We start from the raw sequence: 18,078 nt of genomic DNA on the forward strand, positions 1-18,078 counted from the left end.
CAACTTCCACGAATGAACCATTATACAATAAAATTAGCTTTGAAACGAACGCGTTTTTTCTGTCATCATTGTGGCTCAACCTTTAGTGCAAAAATATCCATTGTTGCACTAAAAGATCCACCTTGCGGCATCTTTAAAACATCAAATTGCGTTAGACTTAACCGAAAATCTATCTTGTACATATATTGGGCAAACACAAGATGTTTCAAGTGCGATGAGTTTTATTTATGTAGACGGAAAAACTCATCAGCTCATTGATATTCTTAAAGACTGAACACTGCACCATCTGGTCACTCATTTTATGAGTTATTCTCATAAAGCACGACTCAATGTAAAATACTTGGTTATTGATCGATTTCATATTGTTCAACATATACAACGACCCTTTAATACTTTACGGATTCAACTAATGTATCGATTCAAGTAAAGCAACTCGGAGGATGCAAAAAAGTATCGTCGTTTAAAACGATACTGGTCCTTATTTTTTAAAGATTCCAATCAGTTAGACACAGAAAAACATTTTTATAATCGCTTGTTTAAACGACCACTTTGCCAAAAAGATATCATGAATGAACTCTTAACCTATCATCCAATTCTCAAACAGGCTTATGATGAAATGCATTTGCTTAAGTATTCCATACTTTGTAAAAATAGTGAGTTATTTTTCGATTTACTCGACCAATTACCAAAGAGCTTACCCGACTGATTTCGTAAGAAACTGACTTTCTTAAAAAAACATAAGGAAGGCATCTCAAATGCCATTCATCTTCCTTATTCTAATGGAATCGTTGAAGGATTAAACAATAAAATCAAAATCATTAAACGAGTTGCCTATGGCTACCGGAACTTTATAAACTTTCGTACACGAATTTATCTAATTCAAGGAGAACTTTTAACCCAAAACAAGAGAAAAGAAAAGTAGGTGAGGAATTAAAATTCTTCACCTACTCCATGATTTTAGTCAATTGATTCTTCACCAACAAAATTTGACAAAGGGCCATTTAAGAAAAAGCAACTAAGACGAAATTCATGAATTCCGCCTTAGTTCTGTAATTTATAAATACTAAAATTATTTATTTCCCACTATTTTCTGGCATCACATCGACAATCGCATCTGCCAAACGGCCAAATTCGGTTAACGATAAAGTTTCCCCACGTCTTGTCGGATCAATCTCAGCCAGCTCTAAGACTTTTGTCAATTTTTCACGAGTTTCCTCATCTTTTCCATAACGAACTAATAGATTATTCCATAACGTTTTACGGCGTTGCACAAAGGCTGCACGAGCTACTTGGAAGAAAATTCGTTCATCCTTCACTTTTACACTTGGCTCGGCTCTTCTCGTTAATTTGATAATCGCTGAATCGACATTAGGCTGTGGTACAAAAACAGTTTTTGGTACAATAAAGGCAATTTCTGCCTCCATGTAGTACTGAATTGCAATCGATAAAGAACCATAGGCTTTTGTACTTGGTGAAGCTGTAATTCGATCGCCAACTTCTTTTTGGGTCATAATTACTAATCCATCAATCCGAACTGTTGATTCTAGGAAATGCATAATAATCGGTGTCGTAATATAATAAGGCAGATTCGCCACAACCATTAAACGCTCTTCTAAGTCAATTCGGCTGCTTAAAATTTCAGAAAGATTTGCCTTTAAAACATCATTATGAACAATTTCAACATTGTCGTAAGGGCTTAGTGTATCCGCCAAAACAGGCAGTAAACGGTCGTCAATTTCAAACGAAACGACTTTTTTACTTGCTCGTGCTAAAGGTTCGGTTAACGCTCCGATTCCCGGTCCAACTTCAACAACGTTCGTATTTTTATTTAAATCAGCTGCTGCAACGATGTTTACTAACACATTTCCATCGACAATAAAATTTTGTCCTAAGCTTTTCTTGACAGAAAATCCATGTTTTGCAAGGATTTCTTTAGTTCTACTAGGTGTTGCAATGTCCTTATGTTGGGTCATGTTCGTCCTCCAAGATTTGTTGCATCGCTTCAATTACTTCTTCAGGCGTAATCTGAAACATCTGCAATCTTTTTTCAAGTTGTTTGCCGTTAGTATACCCGATATTTAACGCAGCGCCTAGCTTTTCACGTCTTTTCTTAGCAAATTGACCTGCTAAAAGCCCAGCATCAATCAATAGTTGACGAGAAATTAAGGATTCTTTTTCAAGAGTCTCCGTATAAGCTTTACTTAGCGCTTCACGGATTACCTCAGGCTTGGCATGTTCGATTCCTAGACTTCCTTTACCTTTTGGCTTGGCATCCTCTACTTTTAAAAAAGCATGCTTAACGCCGGGTACTGCACGGGAAATCGTTTTGCGAATTTTTTCTCCTGGAAAATCAGGATCCGTAAAGACAATAACACCTCGAGTTTCCTGTGCTTTAGCAATTAATTTCAATGTAGCATCATCAATTGCCGAACCTCTCGTTTCCAAGGTATCCGCATCCACTGCTTCTTTAATCCGACGAGTATCGTCACGACCTTCAACAACGATGATTTCTTTGATTTTTTTCATCGGTCTAACCTAAATAATTTTTTGGCATTCGCTGTTGTTTGCTTAGCCACTTCTTCGTAAGAAAGACCCCTAAGTTCCGCAACTCGTTCTGCAACATATTTTACATAAGCCGGTTCATTTCGTTTTCCTCTAAAAGGGACTGGCGATAAATAAGGCGCATCTGTTTCAACTAATAACTTATCAAAAGGAACTTTTGTCGCAACTTCGTGAACGTCAAACGCTTTTTTAAAGGTTACAACACCACTCATAGAAATATGCATTCCAAGATCTAAAAAGCGCTCCATCCATTCCACATCTCCACTAAAACTATGCATAATGCCACCAATATCCTCAACATGCTCTTCTTTAAGAATTTGGTAGGTATCCTCAATAGCATCTCGCATATGAATACTAATAGGCAAATTCAATTCCTTCGCAATCTGCATCTGACGGCGAAAAACGGTTTTTTGTACATCATGAGGAGACGTATCCCAATGATAATCCAAGCCCATTTCTCCCATTGCGACAACTTTAGGTAATTGTAATTGTTCGATTAACTTTGTCTCGATTTGATCGGTATATAAATAAGCTTCTGTTGGATGCCAACCAATAATACTATAGAGTTCTGGATAATCTTGACTTAACTGTAACGATTTCTCAATCGTCTTCTCATCAAATCCCACAATCGCCATATTTGTTACATCATTGGCTTTTGCCCGTGCTACAGCTTCTGGAATCTCAGCATCAAAAGCGGAATCATTTAAGTGTGTATGTGTATCAAATAACATTTATTTTTTCCTCCCTTTCACAATAGTTGGATTAAAACGACAAACACCCTGCCGAAGTTAAACAGCAGGGCTCTATCTTTAAACGAAGCTCATTCAATAAAAGAATCAACCCCCATTTTATTTAGGCGATTTCAGAACCATTTCCAGCTGATTGTGGAGCTTCAATCACTTGAAGAACACCATCTTTTTCAGCAGAAAGAATCATTCCTTGGCTAATTTCACCACGCATCTTACGCGGTTTTAAGTTAGCAACAATCACTACTTTTTTACCAATTAACGCTTCAGGTTGTGGATACCACTGAGCAATTCCAGATAAGATTTGACGGTGATCCTTGTCCCCAGCATCTAAACGGAATTTAAGCAATTTATCTGCGCCTTCAACTTTGCGACAGTCGATAACTTCTGCAACTTTTAATTCAACTTTATCAAAGTCTTCGTATTTAATTTCCTTCTCTTTTGTTGAAACTAATTCAGTATCTTCTGGACTCCACACACCTGTTTCCTCCTCTGCTGTTTCAGCATCTACCGGTTTGCCTGCTGCCATCTGTTCTTTAATATAGTTTGCCTCTTCCTCTAAATCTAAACGCGGGAAGATTGGTGTTCCTTTTTCTACAACTTGTGTATTTTCTGGGAATTGACCGAATCCAACTGTTTTAAAGTCACCAGCCCATTCGCCAGTGATACCTAATTGAGCAAAGATTTCTTTTGGAGCATGAGTCAAGAATGGTTGTAAAAGAATTCCTGAAACCCGCAAGCTTTCCGCTAAATGAACCATCACACTATCTAGCTCAGCTTTTTTCGTTTCATCTTTGACTAACTTCCAAGGCTCTGTTTCATCGATATATTTATTTGCACGAGAAATCAAACGCCACACTTCAGCCAAAGCTGTACTAAACTGCATGTTGTCCATTTCAGTTTGATAATTAACAACAACTTCTGCTGCTAATTCTTTTAGTGGTGCATCAAAATCCGTGACATTTCCTACATAATTCGGCACCGCTCCACCACAATATTTATTAATCATGGCAACTGTTCGGTTTAGCAGATTTCCTAAGTCATTCGCTAAATCATAGTTCACACGAGAAACAAAATCTTCTGGCGTAAAGACACCGTCGCTACCAAATGAAACTTCACGCATTAAATAATAACGTAATGCATCTAGCCCAAAATGCTCAACTAACATTTCTGGATAAACAACATTGCCTTTTGATTTCGACATTTTGCCATCTTTCATTAATAACCAACCATGTCCGAAAATTTTCTTAGGTAATGGTAGTTCAAGAGCCATTAACATAATCGGCCAATAAATTGTATGGAAACGTACGATTTCTTTTCCAACCATATGCACATCGGCAGGCCAGAATTTATCGTATAACGTTGTATCATCGGTACCATATCCTAAAGCAGTAATATAGTTTGCTAAAGCATCAATCCATACATAAATAACATGTTTTGGATTACTTGGTACTTTAACACCCCAAGTAAATGTCGTTCTTGAAACAGCTAAATCTTCCAAACCAGGTTTAATGAAGTTGTTAATCATTTCATTCTTACGTGATTCTGGTTGAATAAAGTCAGGATGTTCTTCATAGTAAGCTAGCAAACGATCTGCATATTTGCTCATACGGAAGAAATAAGACTCTTCTTTAATCAGTTCAACTTCATGACCACTTGGCGCTTTCCCACCAATTACATTGCCGTCAGCATCGCGATAAACTTCTTCTAATTGTGTTTCAGTGAAAAACTCTTCATCAGGAACCGAGTACCAACCAGTATATTCACCTAAATAAATATCACCTTGAGCCAATAATTTTTCAAAAATATCACCAACAACCTTCTCATGAATTGGATCTGTTGTACGGATGAATTTATCATTACTGATTTCTAATAAACGCCAAACTTCTTGCATATGGTCAGCCATTGTATTGACATATTCTTGCGGTGTAATGCCTAGTTCATCCGCTTTATTTTCGATTTTTTGACCATGTTCATCACTACCAGTTAAATAGAATACATCGAAATCTTGCATTCTTTTATAGCGTGCCATTACGTCACAGGCTATTGTTGTATAGGAGTTCCCAATATGTAGCTTACCGCTTGGGTAATAAATTGGGGTTGTAATATAAAAGGGCTTTTTTTCAGTCACTTAGTGTGCCTCCTTGAGTATTTTAAATTTCTAGACTACTGGCTATTCTTAAATAGTATAACATAAAATGAAACTAGAATGCTGGATAACTGCGAAAAATCCAAGGAAAACCAAGGATTTTTCAGATTAAATTTCCATAACAAATCGTTAGTACCCTTTAAACATATCGATCGCTTCTTGGCGCATTTTTGCATGCTCTACAATTGGAAAGGGATAATCCTCACCAATCTTAATCTGTAATTTTTGCTGCAATTCACTAGGCATTTTGCTTGGTTCGTGAAGGTATTTCAGCGGAACTTGCTCCAAAACAGGTAAATACTGCCGAATAAACAAACCATCTTTGTCAAAACGTTGGCTTTGAGTAGTTGGATTGAATATTCGGAAATAAGGAACGGCATCGGTTCCAGTTGAAGCCGCCCACTGCCAGCCACCAATATTAGAAGCTGCGTCATAGTCAATCAACTGCTGAGCAAAATAGGCTTCGCCTTCACGCCAATCAATCAGCAAATCTTTCACTAGAAAAGAAGCAACGACCATTCGTAAACGATTATGCATCCAGCCTGTTTGATTCAGTTGTTTCATCGCCGCATCAACTAAAGGAAAACCTGTTGCGCCATTTTTCCAAGCTTCTAAAAAGCTCTGATTTTGATTCCAACTAAGCTGACGATACTTCTTTTGAATTTCCAACTTATTTTGCTGAGGATTTTCAAAATAAATCATATTATAAAAATCTCGCCAACATAATTCTTTAATATAGGTTGCTTTTCCTTCCGTATCTGTAGCTTCTTGATTCACTCGATGATAAACTTCACGAATCGAGATTTCACCTGTTCTTAAGTATTGAGAAAGGCGACTCGTTCCATCAATACTTGGACTATCACGCTGTACATGATACTCTTCTACACTAAACTGAATAAAATGACTAAGTTGTTTGCGCGCGACAGAAGCTCCAACCTTTGTTAACCAAATCGGATTAATGACTGCCGTCAACTTTTCTAGCTGTTCTTGACCTTGTTGAAAGAACTGTCGTTGATCGATGGAACATTGCGCTAGCTGCTCTTGATTAATTTTTTGGAAACGAGGTTTTTCTAGCTGTTTCCACTTGTTGTAATAAGGCGTAAATACTTTAAAGGCTGTACCATCTTGTTTCCGGATGTCCGTAACACCATGTAAATGACTATCTTGAAAACTATAAGTATCAATCGCTAAATTTGCTAAAAGGGCTTCCATTTTTTGATCTCGCTCTCTGCCAAATCCACGCTGATCTTGATTGTAGTAAAGCTTTGTTAGTTTAGGTAGTTGCTCCTTTAAAGCAGTAAAGGCCGTTTCAAGATCGCCATAGATAAAATGAATTGGAAAACCTGCCGCTTCGGCTACTTTACTAAATTGAGCGACTGCACTAAAAAAGTAGGCATGATTCATACTGTTGGGCTTAAATTGTTGCGGATTAAGATGAAAAATAGCGACTAATGAGTCTGTTTTATTTTGCTGAATAGATAACGCTTCGATTAAGGCTGTATTGTCGGTTAATCTCAAGTCCTTGCGAAATAAAAATCCAGTTATATTCATACCAAACTCCTTTCTTACTGAAAATTAAGTTTGTTTGTATTATGAAATAAAAGTCATAAAAAAACAACTAATTCAAACTAAAAAAGCTTTTTAAGTCTGTTAAGGATAGCTTTGCTGTACTCTCTGCTATTTTGCCTTCACTTCACTTAAAAAGCCTATTCGTTATTTTTTCATTTGATTAACTTATGGCGCATAATTTTTCCTGCAGCATTACGAGGAAGTTCTTTTAAAATCATAAACTTTTTAGGAATCTTATAGTGGGCCAATTTGATACGGCAAAATGCTTTCATCTGCTCTTGATCTACTATCTGTCCCTCTGATAAAACCACATAAGCTACCGGAACTTGCTCCCAATCAGCATCTTGAATCCCAATCACGGCAACATCTTGAACCCCTGGAAACTCTAATAAAACATGTTCTACCTCAGCAGGATAGATATTCTCACCACCAGAAATAATAATATCTGTCAACCGACTCACGATAAATAAATAACCATCTTGATCCAAATAACCAACATCTCCTGTATGAAACCAATCCGTCTTTTTAAATGCTGGCTGGTGCAAGTAACCTTTCGTAATATTCGGCGCCTTCAACAAAATTTCCCCATGTTCATAAGGAGCGCACTTCTCTTGATTTTCCGTCACAATCTTTAACTCAACTGGAAATAAAGGCAGTCCCGAAGAACCGATTTTTTCCTCTGCCATTTGCATATTAAGAGCTACAACTTGAGAAGCTGTTTCAGTCATTCCATAAGATTGAATAACTGGGATACCGTGCTGTTGACACATCGTTAACGTTCCTACATCAATCGGTCCTCCACCTAACAAGAGACAGCGAAAATCAGGATGATAGTTTTTCGCTCCTAAATTCACTAATAATCGTTTTAACATTACCGAAACAACGGAAATCATCTTGCCTTCACCTGAAATTAAATAACGATTAATCTCCTCTTCATCAAAAGTGGCGAATAAGTAAACCGGCATCCCATAAATTAAGCTACGCATCATAATCGAAAAACCACTAATATGAAATAACGGAACTGGACACAACCAGCTATCCTTTTCAGATAAACCTAAGTTCAAGGCTGAACCCATTGCACTCCACCAATGATTGTTAAACGTTTGCTGAACACCTTTTGGTAATCCCGTTGTGCCTGAAGTGTACATAATCGATGTCACTTCGTCTAAGTCAAATTCAGAGATAGGCACACATTCTTTTTCAGGTAATTTTTTTAGTTGTCGAAAACTCAAAGCTTTTTCTTGCCAGAGTAAATCCAATCCCTCAATACTATCTGTGAACTCCTCTTGATAAACTACTTTGGCTACTTTTGCATCCTTAAGTTGATGGGTAATTTCATTGGCTGTCAACCGATGATTTAGAAATACGATTGGGTGACCTAATTGTTGCAATGCCAAAATTAAAAAATAAAGTTTGGCTGAATTTCCACCTAAAACAGCAATTGGCGCTTTTTTTAGCACGTCTAATTGATTCAGTTGACTCGCTACTTTTAAAACTTCCTTTTGTAACTCGCTAAATGTCCAACTCTGTTCTTGATACACAAGAGCCTTCTGATTCGGTGATAATAAAACACGCTTTGTTAGCCAATTCTCCATTGAGTAAATTCTCCTTTCATAAAAAAACTGAACTCAATGAGTTCAGTTTGATGATTTCTCTATTTTATGGGAATTTTGGAAATTGATTAAAGTCTGGATCGCGTTTTTCTAAGAACGCATTTTTACCTTCTTTAGCTTCTTCGCTTGTATAATACAGTAACGTTGCATCCCCAGCAAATTGTTGCAAGCCAGCTAATCCATCTGTATCAGCGTTCATTGCTGCTTTAATAAAGCGTAGCGCTGTTGGACTTTTCTTCAACATCTCTCTAGCCCATGACATTGTTTCAGTTTCCACATCGGCAACTGGGACAACCGTATTAATCCAGCCCATCTCCAATGCTTCTGTCGCTGTATATTGACGACACATAAACCAAACTTCTTTTGCCTTTTTATGACCAATGACGCGCGCTAAATACCCAGAACCGTAGCCTGCATCAAAACTCCCAACATTCGGGCCTGTTTGACCAAATTTTGCATTATCTCCAGCAATTGTTAGATCACAAACTAATTGCAAGACATTCCCGCCACCAATTGACCAGCCTTTTACCATTGCGACTACTGGTTTTGGAATCACACGAATTAAACGTTGTAAATCTAACACATTTAGACGAGGAATATTATCTTCTCCAACATAACCACCATTGCCACGAACACTTTGGTCGCCACCTGAACAAAAAGCATTATCTCCTTGTCCAGTTAAAATAATCACGCCAATATCTGAATCATCTCGGCTAATTGTAAAAGCTTCAATCATTTCTGAAACTGTTTTAGGCGTAAATGCATTGTGAACCTGTGGGCGATTAATCGTAATTTTCGCAATATGGTCCGTTTTTTCAAATAAAATTTCATCGTATTCTTTAATTGTTTCCCAGTTTTCTGTCATGGATATAAGTCTCCTTTATTGGTTCATTTACTTTACTAGTTTACCTCATTTTAACAGAAAATACTTGCTTTCTGACCCCATTTCCCCTAATTTGTGGTAAATTTAAAGAGAGATAAGTAAATGAAGGAGGCAATTTCATGGATTTAATGGAGTTTTTAGGAATTAAAACGGTTTCTATCACTAAAGAAGAGGTCTGTCTAGAACTAGATATTCAGGAACAACACAAACAACCTTATGGCGTTATGCATGGAGGAATCTCAGCCGTCTTAGCTGAAACCGCTGCTAGTCTAGGAGCAAATGCAAATCTAGATACAACTAAACAAGTTGCTGTTGGTCTAGAGTTAAATCTCAATCATTTACGCGGTGTCACATCTGGTATTCTTCAAACTTACGCAACTCCTCTTCACATCGGCAAACAAACCCATGTTTGGGAAATTAAAATCAACAATCAAAAAGATCAGTTGATTAGCGTAGGGCGTTGCACATTATTTGTTCAAAAACTAACAAAATAATCACTAATTATTTAGTAAAAAGGAGCTATTTTCATGGATAAGAAAAAAGAAACCCGAGCCAATTATCAAAAGTATCATACATTTGAATTTTTAGAAAAGCGGCAAAATGATCCTGCTTGGCGTGATCAATATTTACAGGTAAAAGCGGAAAGGCAACGAGCTACAATCAAGGCTTTCATTTTCTCTTTCGCACTATTCGCTGTCGCATTACTTTTTATTTTCGTGCTGTATCCTGCTTTTGATAATGCTATGAATAAACCAAATAATTCTGACGATATTCAAGAGCTAGCTTATTCAACTAGGGAATCTGATACTAGTGCGGATACAAGTTCAAGGACTACTTATGCAAGACAAGATACCAATTCCCAAATAACAAATGACCCATCAACATCTGAAAGCAATTCTACTTATACAGAAAATCCACCAAAAGTTTATTCAGAACTAGAAAAACAAGAAATCAATGAACAATTTCTTAATTGGGCTGGAGAACGTGCAAAAATTGCCGGGATGGCAGTAAACTCAGCTTATTTCAATCATGGTGCTAGTGGTATTGGAGATTGGTATGCACGAACTCCCGATGGCTTAGTTCAAGTCCAACAACAAGTGAAAGAAGGAAAACCAGGATATGATTATTTCTCCATTCATTCTTTAGGAGGCGTCGTCTTTTACTATTCCTTAGCTGATGAACGAGGGAAAAGTGACGAGATAAATGATCAAAAAAAATTGATTTCCTCTACTGCCACTGGATTTAACGTGATTGCTGATAGTGACCAGCCTATTGTAAAATACCTTTTAGGTGATAACGGTGTTGTTTACGAAGCCAACAGTACTGGAGCATTTTCAGATTATTTCTATGTTGCAGATAACACTGGAGATCTAACTGCTCTTTATAAACCTGAGGAACTGAAAGACTTTATTGTATCAAAAGACACTGCTGCCCAAGAGGAATTTAAACGTATTTTAGGACAGTATCCTAATTAAATAAAAAAATAGCTAATTAAAAAAATTGAAGACTATGCAACCCTCCTAAAATTAGAAGGGTTGCATAGTCTTACTTTATTATTCAGACAGACACAACTACTATCAACTGTATATAAGTAGTAAAAAATAGTATACATGTATCAAACGATCCGTAGATAGCTGAATGATTTAGGAAAATATGCGATTGTCCTCCTTCCCCTATGAATTATCCGGGTAATTCTTACTAGAACCTATCTGTTTACATACTAGCAACCAGTCAGTGATTGACATCTTCTTTACTTAATTTTATAAATAAAAAAATTGATTTTTAGTGTTTCATGATCAAAATTCCATTTTTTTATTTGCATTTCTCTCGATTTACTGTTAACCTTATTTTAAAATAAGGTTAACTAAAAAAGGAGAACACACCTATTATGCGCAACGAAAAATTAAAACAATTGATCCTTAATGCTGAATTTGCTATCATGCTAGCTATTATTGCTCAAATCACCATTCCGTTTGGTCCAATTCCCTTAACTGGGCAAACATTTGCAGTTGGAATGATTGCTACTATCTTAGGCGGATGGAACGCTATGATTTCTGTATGTATTTACTTACTCTTAGGCTTAATTGGAATTCCTGTCTTTGCTGGATTTTCTTCAGGACTAGGCGCCTTATTAGGACCTACTGGTGGATTCTTAATTGGCTTTATTTTTAATGCTTTCATTACAGGTTGGTTATTAGAAAAAACATCATTTACCCTTTCATGGGCAGTTTTTGCTAATTTAATTGGGGCCCTTGTTACGTTATTATTTGGTAGTATTTGGTTAAAATATGGAGCTGGTATGGAATGGACTGCTGCTTTTAATGGTGGTTTTATCCCCTTCATCCTTCCTGGAATTATCAAAGGAATCCTGGCTGCTATTTGTGGAATTGCGGTACGTAAACGTTTGGTTCATGCTCACTATTTACCAGAATAACTGCGAATATCAAAAAATAACCCTTAAGCCAATGAGTCTAACTCTTGGTTTAAGGGTATAATTTTACTTAAGTTTTATTTCCATGTTGTAATTTCTGAGATAGGCAAACGCACAGATTCATAACCAGCATCTACGGCTTTTCCAATGGATACAATCATAACTGGAATATAGCGTTCTGGATCTAAGTCAAAAGCTTCTGCTAATTTATCTTTTTCAAACCCACCGATTGGATTCGTATCATAGCCATATGCACGTGCAACTAACATCAATTGCATTGCTGCTAAACTACCATCAATCAAAGCAACTTCTTGTTTTTGTGTTTTTGACATCCCGTCGTAGTAAGGCGTTAATGCAGCTAATTGTTGTTCTTTAATCTCCGCAGGCATTAATCCTTTTTCAACAGCCGTTCCATAAATAGCCTCTGAATAATCAAAACTGTTCATGTCACCAAATATTAAAATCATTGCTGATGATGAGTCATTTTGCAGTGTGTTAAAACGAATTAAAGGTTTTAACGTTGCTTTAGATTCCTCAGATTCTACAACAACAAAACGCCATGGTTGCATGTTCACTGAAGAAGGTGCTGTGACAGAATCGGCTAAAATTTCAGTCATTTCTTCTTTACTAATCTTCACTGTAGGGTCGTAGTTACGTAGAGAACGGCGCCCTTTAAGTATATCTTCAAAATTATTATTTTTATAGCTTGTAGTTGTCATTTTCGTTAGCCTCCAATTATTTAGTTCGATTTTTTTCGAACAAACACACTATAGCATTATCTTTAATTATTGTAAAGTTATTTATTTGTGTTATAGTAAGGGCATGAAAAATTCAAATTCACCTGAAACCTGTAACAAGTTAGCAAATTTTTTCCAAGCTTTGAGCGATCCTATTCGGTTAGATATTGTAGCCTGCTTATTAGAAGTTAAAGAAAGGAGAATTAAAACCGATTGTTACGCAATTTCTAAATCTACGTTATCTCACCATATTAAAATTTTAAAAGATGTAGGACTTATAAAAGTAAAAAAAGAAGGCGTCACCCATATTTATTATTTAGATAGGGAAGAAATCAATCAACAATATCCAGGTATTTTAGATTTGCTTACATTAAAATTAGTAACTCAAGAAAATCAACCTTACGTTTAAATGAAGAAAAAGCATTTCCTGACAATGGAAATGCTTTTTTACTAAGTCACTTTAGCATTCAAACTCATTAATTTTACCTTGATTCTTTCTTGAATTTACATAGATTCAAAATCACTTCAATTTTTTTACGTAAATTCTCCATATTTCCTAAATGAAAGAAAAAATAGTCATCCGTTAAAATGAACATGATATTGCCACTTATAGAACGCATTAACTTTATTAAGATTAGTTGAATTCAAAGCAGTCTACTATAAAAAAAGGGGAATCAAGGGAAGACATAACTGCACTATCAGAAGGTATTACATCCAAAAGGAAAACAAATAATTGACTAATTTTTCATGATGTATTTCAATTATCTAGCTAATAAATGGAGTGTATATTTTTTATCCACCACTATTATTCATAAAACAGTACTATTCTATTGACAATATTTAATTTGATGCTATGATGGAATTGACATATTAATTTATCAATAAAAAGGAGATTTACTATGAAAAAACAATTAATTCTATCAGCTGCTATTATTAGCCTAGGAGCAACTTTATTTTTAGTCCAACCACAAAAGGTTACAGCGGCATCAACTTCTGCAAACTTTGCGGTTAAACAGGAACGTTTAAATCAGCGTTTAGAAAAAATATTAGCAAAAGTAGATACACATGTTCAAGCTAAAGTTACTGAAAAATTTGAGATAAAAAAAGCTGCTCTTGCAGAAGCTGAAAAAAAAGCTCAAGAAGCTACAGCTTTAGCTGCTGAAACTGCTAAAGCCGAACAAAAAGCCCAAGAAGATGCAAATGTTGCAGCAGAAGTATCAGCTCAACAACAACCAGTCCCAGAGGCTCCTGCTCCTACTCCTGTTGAAACACCAAATACAGAAACAGCTGCTAGTCCTGAAGCAACACCAGAAGTTAATTCTGGTGCCTCACAAAATTGGCAAGAATATAAAAATAAAGGTCAAGACTTCGGTAACAGACTTAGTGATCCTAACTTAACACCTGAACAACGTCAATCTATCGTGAGTGAAAAGAAAGATTACTATAAAAATCGTTAATCTAACATAATTAAATAAATAGACATCTGATTCCAAGCTAAATGCATCTTATTTAGTTTGGAATCTTAATATATAATGAATGAACGGAGCGGTTTAATTGAAAAAAAAATTACTAACAGGAATGGTTTCTTTAACTCTTTTAATTTTAGTTGGTTGTCAGTCTAACTCAAAAAAAGTAGAACCTGTTGAAGCTGCAGAAACCTATATTAATTCGTATATGTACCAGAAAGATTCTGACAAAATGAAAGAAACCTTTGATCTTGAACCAACATCCCTAGAAACTCAGTCAGAAAAAAACTTTGTTGCCAATTTTAAAAAATTATTGGATTTAGATGATACCTCTAATGATAAATTAAATGAGCTTTATCAGAAATATCAAGTCAGTATCCATAATAATACTAGCTATAAAGCAAAATTAATTAATGATGATAAAAAAAATCCAATCATTGAATTATCTATCATTGGTTTAAACGAACCTGAGGATACTTGGATGGATACAGCCATTTCTAAAAAATTAGATGAAAATCCTGATTTAATAACTGCTAGCATGGATGAATCCGCTATCAAAAAAGTCAGCCAAACCTTACAGTTGGATTTACTTTTTGAATCTGTAAAAGAGAGTACTCCTAAAAAAGAGAGCGTTCAATTAAATATGCTACTTGAAGAAAACCCTAAAAATAAAAACACTTGGCAAATAAAAGATGAAAAAAATTTTTTAGATGATTTAAATACTGCATTTGGACTATAAAAAAACTAGCTCAGACAATTGAACAATCAATTGTTTGAGCTAATTTTTATTTATCCTCTTACACGAACGCCAAAACTTGGTCCATAATACGGTGAAAGGTTTGATACTTTTACAACGTCCCCAGTTTCTGGTGCATGAATATATTGATTATTTCCCATATAAATCCCAACGTGATGCGTTAACCCACGCGATCCCCAGAAAATTAAATCACCTGGCTGAATTTGATTTAAATTTAAATACGTTCCCTGATATTCCTGTTGATATGTTACCCGTGAAAGAGAAACTCCAACTCGTGCATAGACATATTGAACAAAGCTGGAACAGTCAAATCCAACGATACCTGCACCTTCGCCAAACCCAAGGCTTGGTCCATTCACGTTACCGCCACCCCATGAATAAGGAGTTCCTTTCCATTTTTGAGCTTCACTTAAAAGTGCAGCTACACTAAAACTAACCGCTGGTGGCGGTGTTGGGCTAGGAGCTGGTGGCGTCGGTTCTACTGGATTAGTTGCTGATGGTGGTGCAACAGGTTCTTCAACTTGAGCTGGCTCTGGATCTACATGTGTATTGGCGGAAACAGGCACTGCCGCTAACGCCGGCTCTTTTATATCTACTGCCTTGGCAGCGGCCTCTTCACTAGCCTTTCTTTCAGCAATTTCTTGGGCTAAACGCTGATTTTCCGCTTGTTTTTGTTGTGCTATTTCTTTTTCATTCATAAATTTATTTTTTTGTGATTCTTCAGTTGCCCGTTGTACTGCCAATTCGCTTTGTAAAACGGTTTGCTGCAGTTGCTTTGATTCTAACTGACTTTTTTTCGTTTCTGAAGCCAAAATTGTAGCATCAAGATTTTTCATCGTGGTATCAATTTCTGTTTGATGTGCCACTAATAACTTTTTATCTTGCTCTTGAACTTTTAAAACTGTTGAATTCGCAGAAATTAATGTCCAAACTGCATTAATTCGTCCTAGAACTTCGGATACCGATGTAGCTTCAATAATTACACGCAGATAATTAGCAGGATCACCATGTACTTGTGCTGCTCGAGCTTGCTTGTTAATTTCGCCTTCTCGTTGCTGAATTCTTTCGGACAACTCATCAATATTTTGAACCAATGTCGTTTTCTTTTCAGTTAATTCTTTTTGTGTCGTTGCTAGTTCAACTGACTTATCCTCAATCGCTTTCATTTCTATTTGTAAACTTTTCAAATCCGAAGCGGCCATTTGTTCTTGATTCGCAACTTGATTAATTTTAGATTCTTGATTGGAAATTTTGCTATCATAATCATCCGCAAAAACACTTATTGGAAAATTAAGTAACGAAGTCGATACAACTCCGATTAATACTACTTTGGTGATTTTTTTCTGCATAGTTTCTCCTCCTATTTCAAGTTTATCTTTTTACTATGTACAACAATTTCATTAGACAAATCTAATTATACCATATGTAATTTTTTTTTGCTTCTAAAATAATCCTTGACATGGTATCCATTACACAGCTTATTATAAAATCTCAAGCGATACTAAAGGAGGAGTTCAAACATGTATAAATTAATTGCCTGTGATTTAGATGAAACATTAATCGGTGAAGATAAACACGTTTCCTTGAAGAATCGTGAGGCTATTCGGAAAGCCCAGTCTCAAGGAGTAAAATTTGCTATTGCAACAGGACGAGGTTACCGAACGGTTCAAGATACACTACTAGAGTTAGGCTTACATGATTTATTAGATGAATACGTGATTTCGTTTAACGGTGGCGTTATTACTGAAAATAAAAATAATCGTGTACTGACTTTTAATGGAATTACCTTTCAACAAGGAAAAGCATTATTTGAATTTGGCTTAAAATACGATGTTTGTATGCATATCTACACGGAAAATGATGTCTATATTTATAACTTCCATCCTGAAGAAAAGGCTTATTTAAAAGGGCGAATTAATAATTGTATCGAATTAATTCAGCCGTCGATTGACTTTTTAAAAGACATCCCCTTAGTAAAAATTCTATTTCAAAATAGTAATAAACAGTATTTAGAAAAAATCCATCAAGATATTCTCCCCCTTGTTGAAGATCAATTTGATATTAGCTATTCTTCAAATCGGTATATTGAATTTAACCAACAAGGAGTTAATAAAGGCTCAGCCTTACTGCATTTAGCTGATTTACTAGAGATTCCCCATAGTCAGACTATGTCAATTGGGGATAATACAAACGATTTAACAATGATTCGAGCTGCTCAATTAGGGATTAGCGTACAGAATGGAACGCCAGATATTAAGGCTGAAGCTAATTATATTGCTCCTGAGAATTTTCAAGAAGATGCTGTTGCTGCAGTAATTGAGAAATTTATTTTAACTGAATTATAGGCAATAAAACTCCATTAAAATAACAATAAATCAAAACAGCATTATCATTCATGAATGATAATGCTGTTTTGATTCGCTAACGTAGATACCATAAAAGAATCGTCCTCATCCTACACTAATGAACATTTTTACCAATCGAATCTCTAGCAGTCGTTTCAATTTCGCTATCATGTTCAAACAATTAATCTTCCAACTCATTAATTGTTTCTGTCATCTGATCCAGCTTAACTTGAATTTCCTGTTCATCTGATTGTCCATTCTCCAAAAAAAATAGCAACTTCCTCAATCGCTAATTTTACTTTGTCTACCAAAAAAACAGGGAAATCGTTCTCTTGATACTTCTCTTCTAAATACAAAATTTTCTTATTCACAGGATTCATCCCAGTTTTATTTTTATCCTACTGCACTGAAATAACAAGCTACTTTACATGTGGCTACACAACAAAAAAACATTATACATGATTATGATTACGCTTTTTCAATATATTTTAACGCACCACTAGGACAAGTGCGAATGATTCGTTTCACTTCATCTAAGCTTCCATTGTCAGGTTGAATCCATGGTTTACGCTCTAAATTAAAAATTTCACTATTTCCTCTTACGCAATTTCCAGCATGTGCACACACATGAGTATTGAAATAAACATCAATGTCTTTTCCACGATATTGTCGATATCCTTGTTCTTTTAATAGTTGGCTATCCATTTAAAAAACCTCCTTGTATATTCATAAGTATAAACCTATCCTTCTAAAACAACAATATTACGCTGTTAAATCTAATATAATTTTAAGCGTTTTCAAAAAAACAAAAAGCTCTTCT

19 protein-coding genes are annotated in these 18,078 nt (G+C 35.7%); 8 read left to right on the forward strand and 11 right to left on the reverse strand.

Annotated features, from left to right (window positions below):
* Positions 1-760: 760 nt before the first annotated feature.
* A complete protein-coding gene (locus BR43_RS20445) occupies positions 761-922 on the forward strand; it encodes a transposase (RefSeq protein ID WP_245617898.1) in 162 nt (53 codons plus the stop codon).
* A gap of 151 nt (positions 923-1,073) precedes the next feature.
* On the opposite strand, the gene rsmA is transcribed toward BR43_RS20445, so the two are convergent.
* The 7 genes from rsmA to menB form a co-directional block, all read right to left on the reverse strand.
* A complete protein-coding gene (gene rsmA / locus BR43_RS08580; RefSeq protein ID WP_034561160.1) occupies positions 1,074-1,973 on the reverse strand; it encodes a 16S rRNA (adenine(1518)-N(6)/adenine(1519)-N(6))-dimethyltransferase RsmA in 900 nt (299 codons plus the stop codon).
* Positions 1,960-2,526: a ribonuclease M5 gene (rnmV, locus tag BR43_RS08585; RefSeq protein WP_034561162.1), complete on the reverse strand. Its 567-nt coding sequence runs from the start codon at positions 2,524-2,526 to the stop codon at positions 1,960-1,962. The genes rsmA and rnmV overlap by 14 nt, the downstream gene beginning before the upstream one ends.
* The gene (locus BR43_RS08590) at positions 2,523-3,293 is read right to left on the reverse strand and encodes a TatD family hydrolase (protein ID WP_034561164.1); all 771 of its coding nucleotides are present in this window, start codon (positions 3,291-3,293) and stop codon (positions 2,523-2,525) included. Before BR43_RS08590 ends, rnmV begins: the two co-directional genes overlap by 4 nt.
* A 121-nt stretch (positions 3,294-3,414) precedes the next feature.
* Positions 3,415-5,439 (reverse strand): methionine--tRNA ligase, encoded by a 2,025-nt coding sequence (metG, locus tag BR43_RS08595; protein WP_034561166.1) that lies wholly within the window; start codon positions 5,437-5,439, stop codon positions 3,415-3,417.
* Between the two features lie 147 nt (positions 5,440-5,586).
* Positions 5,587-7,008: a cryptochrome/photolyase family protein gene (locus BR43_RS08600; RefSeq protein ID WP_034561169.1), complete on the reverse strand. Its 1,422-nt coding sequence runs from the start codon at positions 7,006-7,008 to the stop codon at positions 5,587-5,589.
* 170 nt (positions 7,009-7,178) lie between these two features.
* Positions 7,179-8,621 carry an o-succinylbenzoate--CoA ligase gene (locus BR43_RS08605; RefSeq protein ID WP_034561172.1) on the reverse strand — a complete coding sequence of 481 codons (1,443 nt, stop codon included), beginning with the start codon at positions 8,619-8,621 and terminating at the stop codon, positions 7,179-7,181.
* Between the two features lie 64 nt (positions 8,622-8,685).
* Positions 8,686-9,504, reverse strand: a complete 819-nt coding sequence (gene menB / locus BR43_RS08610) for a 1,4-dihydroxy-2-naphthoyl-CoA synthase (RefSeq protein ID WP_034561174.1) — start codon at positions 9,502-9,504, stop codon at positions 8,686-8,688.
* Positions 9,505-9,641: 137 nt separating this feature from the next.
* Here menB and BR43_RS08615 point away from each other — a divergent pair, with 137 nt between their 5' ends.
* The 3 genes from BR43_RS08615 (at position 9,642) to BR43_RS08625 (ending at position 11,956) form a co-directional block, all read left to right on the forward strand.
* On the forward strand, positions 9,642-10,016 hold the full coding sequence (locus BR43_RS08615; protein ID WP_034561176.1) for a PaaI family thioesterase: 375 nt from the start codon (positions 9,642-9,644) through the stop codon (positions 10,014-10,016).
* A 33-nt stretch (positions 10,017-10,049) separates the two neighbouring features.
* Positions 10,050-10,997 carry a hypothetical protein gene (locus tag BR43_RS19100; RefSeq protein ID WP_051933880.1) on the forward strand — a complete coding sequence of 316 codons (948 nt, stop codon included), beginning with the start codon at positions 10,050-10,052 and terminating at the stop codon, positions 10,995-10,997.
* A 413-nt stretch (positions 10,998-11,410) separates the two neighbouring features.
* Positions 11,411-11,956 (forward strand): biotin transporter BioY, encoded by a 546-nt coding sequence (locus BR43_RS08625; protein WP_034561183.1) that lies wholly within the window; start codon positions 11,411-11,413, stop codon positions 11,954-11,956.
* A gap of 74 nt (positions 11,957-12,030) precedes the next feature.
* Here the strand turns inward: BR43_RS08625 and BR43_RS08630 are convergent, their stop codons facing one another.
* The gene (locus BR43_RS08630; RefSeq protein WP_034561185.1) at positions 12,031-12,672 is read right to left on the reverse strand and encodes a nitroreductase family protein; all 642 of its coding nucleotides are present in this window, start codon (positions 12,670-12,672) and stop codon (positions 12,031-12,033) included.
* A gap of 103 nt (positions 12,673-12,775) precedes the next feature.
* Here BR43_RS08630 and BR43_RS08635 point away from each other — a divergent pair, with 103 nt between their 5' ends.
* The 3 genes from BR43_RS08635 to BR43_RS08645 all read left to right on the forward strand — a co-directional run bounded on the left by BR43_RS08635 (position 12,776) and on the right by BR43_RS08645 (position 14,895).
* Positions 12,776-13,099, forward strand: a complete 324-nt coding sequence (locus BR43_RS08635) for an ArsR/SmtB family transcription factor (protein ID WP_051933881.1) — start codon at positions 12,776-12,778, stop codon at positions 13,097-13,099.
* Between the two features lie 490 nt (positions 13,100-13,589).
* Positions 13,590-14,147, forward strand: a complete 558-nt coding sequence (locus BR43_RS08640) for a hypothetical protein (RefSeq protein ID WP_034561187.1) — start codon at positions 13,590-13,592, stop codon at positions 14,145-14,147.
* A gap of 97 nt (positions 14,148-14,244) precedes the next feature.
* Positions 14,245-14,895, forward strand: a complete 651-nt coding sequence (locus tag BR43_RS08645; RefSeq protein WP_034561190.1) for a DUF5105 domain-containing protein — start codon at positions 14,245-14,247, stop codon at positions 14,893-14,895.
* A gap of 50 nt (positions 14,896-14,945) precedes the next feature.
* Here BR43_RS08645 and BR43_RS08650 read toward each other — a convergent pair whose 3' ends face one another.
* A complete protein-coding gene (locus tag BR43_RS08650) occupies positions 14,946-16,262 on the reverse strand; it encodes a C40 family peptidase (RefSeq protein WP_034561192.1) in 1,317 nt (438 codons plus the stop codon).
* A 171-nt stretch (positions 16,263-16,433) separates the two neighbouring features.
* On the opposite strand from BR43_RS08650, the gene BR43_RS08655 reads away from it, so the two are divergent.
* Positions 16,434-17,258, forward strand: coding sequence for a Cof-type HAD-IIB family hydrolase (locus tag BR43_RS08655; protein ID WP_034561194.1), 825 nt, complete (start codon positions 16,434-16,436; stop codon positions 17,256-17,258).
* A gap of 242 nt (positions 17,259-17,500) precedes the next feature.
* Here BR43_RS08655 and BR43_RS20605 read toward each other — a convergent pair whose 3' ends face one another.
* Both BR43_RS20605 and BR43_RS08660 read right to left on the reverse strand, forming a co-directional pair.
* A complete protein-coding gene (locus BR43_RS20605) occupies positions 17,501-17,629 on the reverse strand; it encodes a hypothetical protein (protein ID WP_281173961.1) in 129 nt (42 codons plus the stop codon).
* A 97-nt stretch (positions 17,630-17,726) separates the two neighbouring features.
* Entirely contained in the window at positions 17,727-17,963 is a 237-nt protein-coding gene (locus BR43_RS08660; protein ID WP_034561196.1) for a (4Fe-4S)-binding protein, read from the reverse strand.
* Between the last annotated feature and the right edge of the window lie 115 nt (positions 17,964-18,078).

This window comes from Carnobacterium gallinarum DSM 4847 (assembly GCF_000744375.1).
Lineage (GTDB): Bacteria > Bacillota > Bacilli > Lactobacillales > Carnobacteriaceae > Carnobacterium > Carnobacterium gallinarum.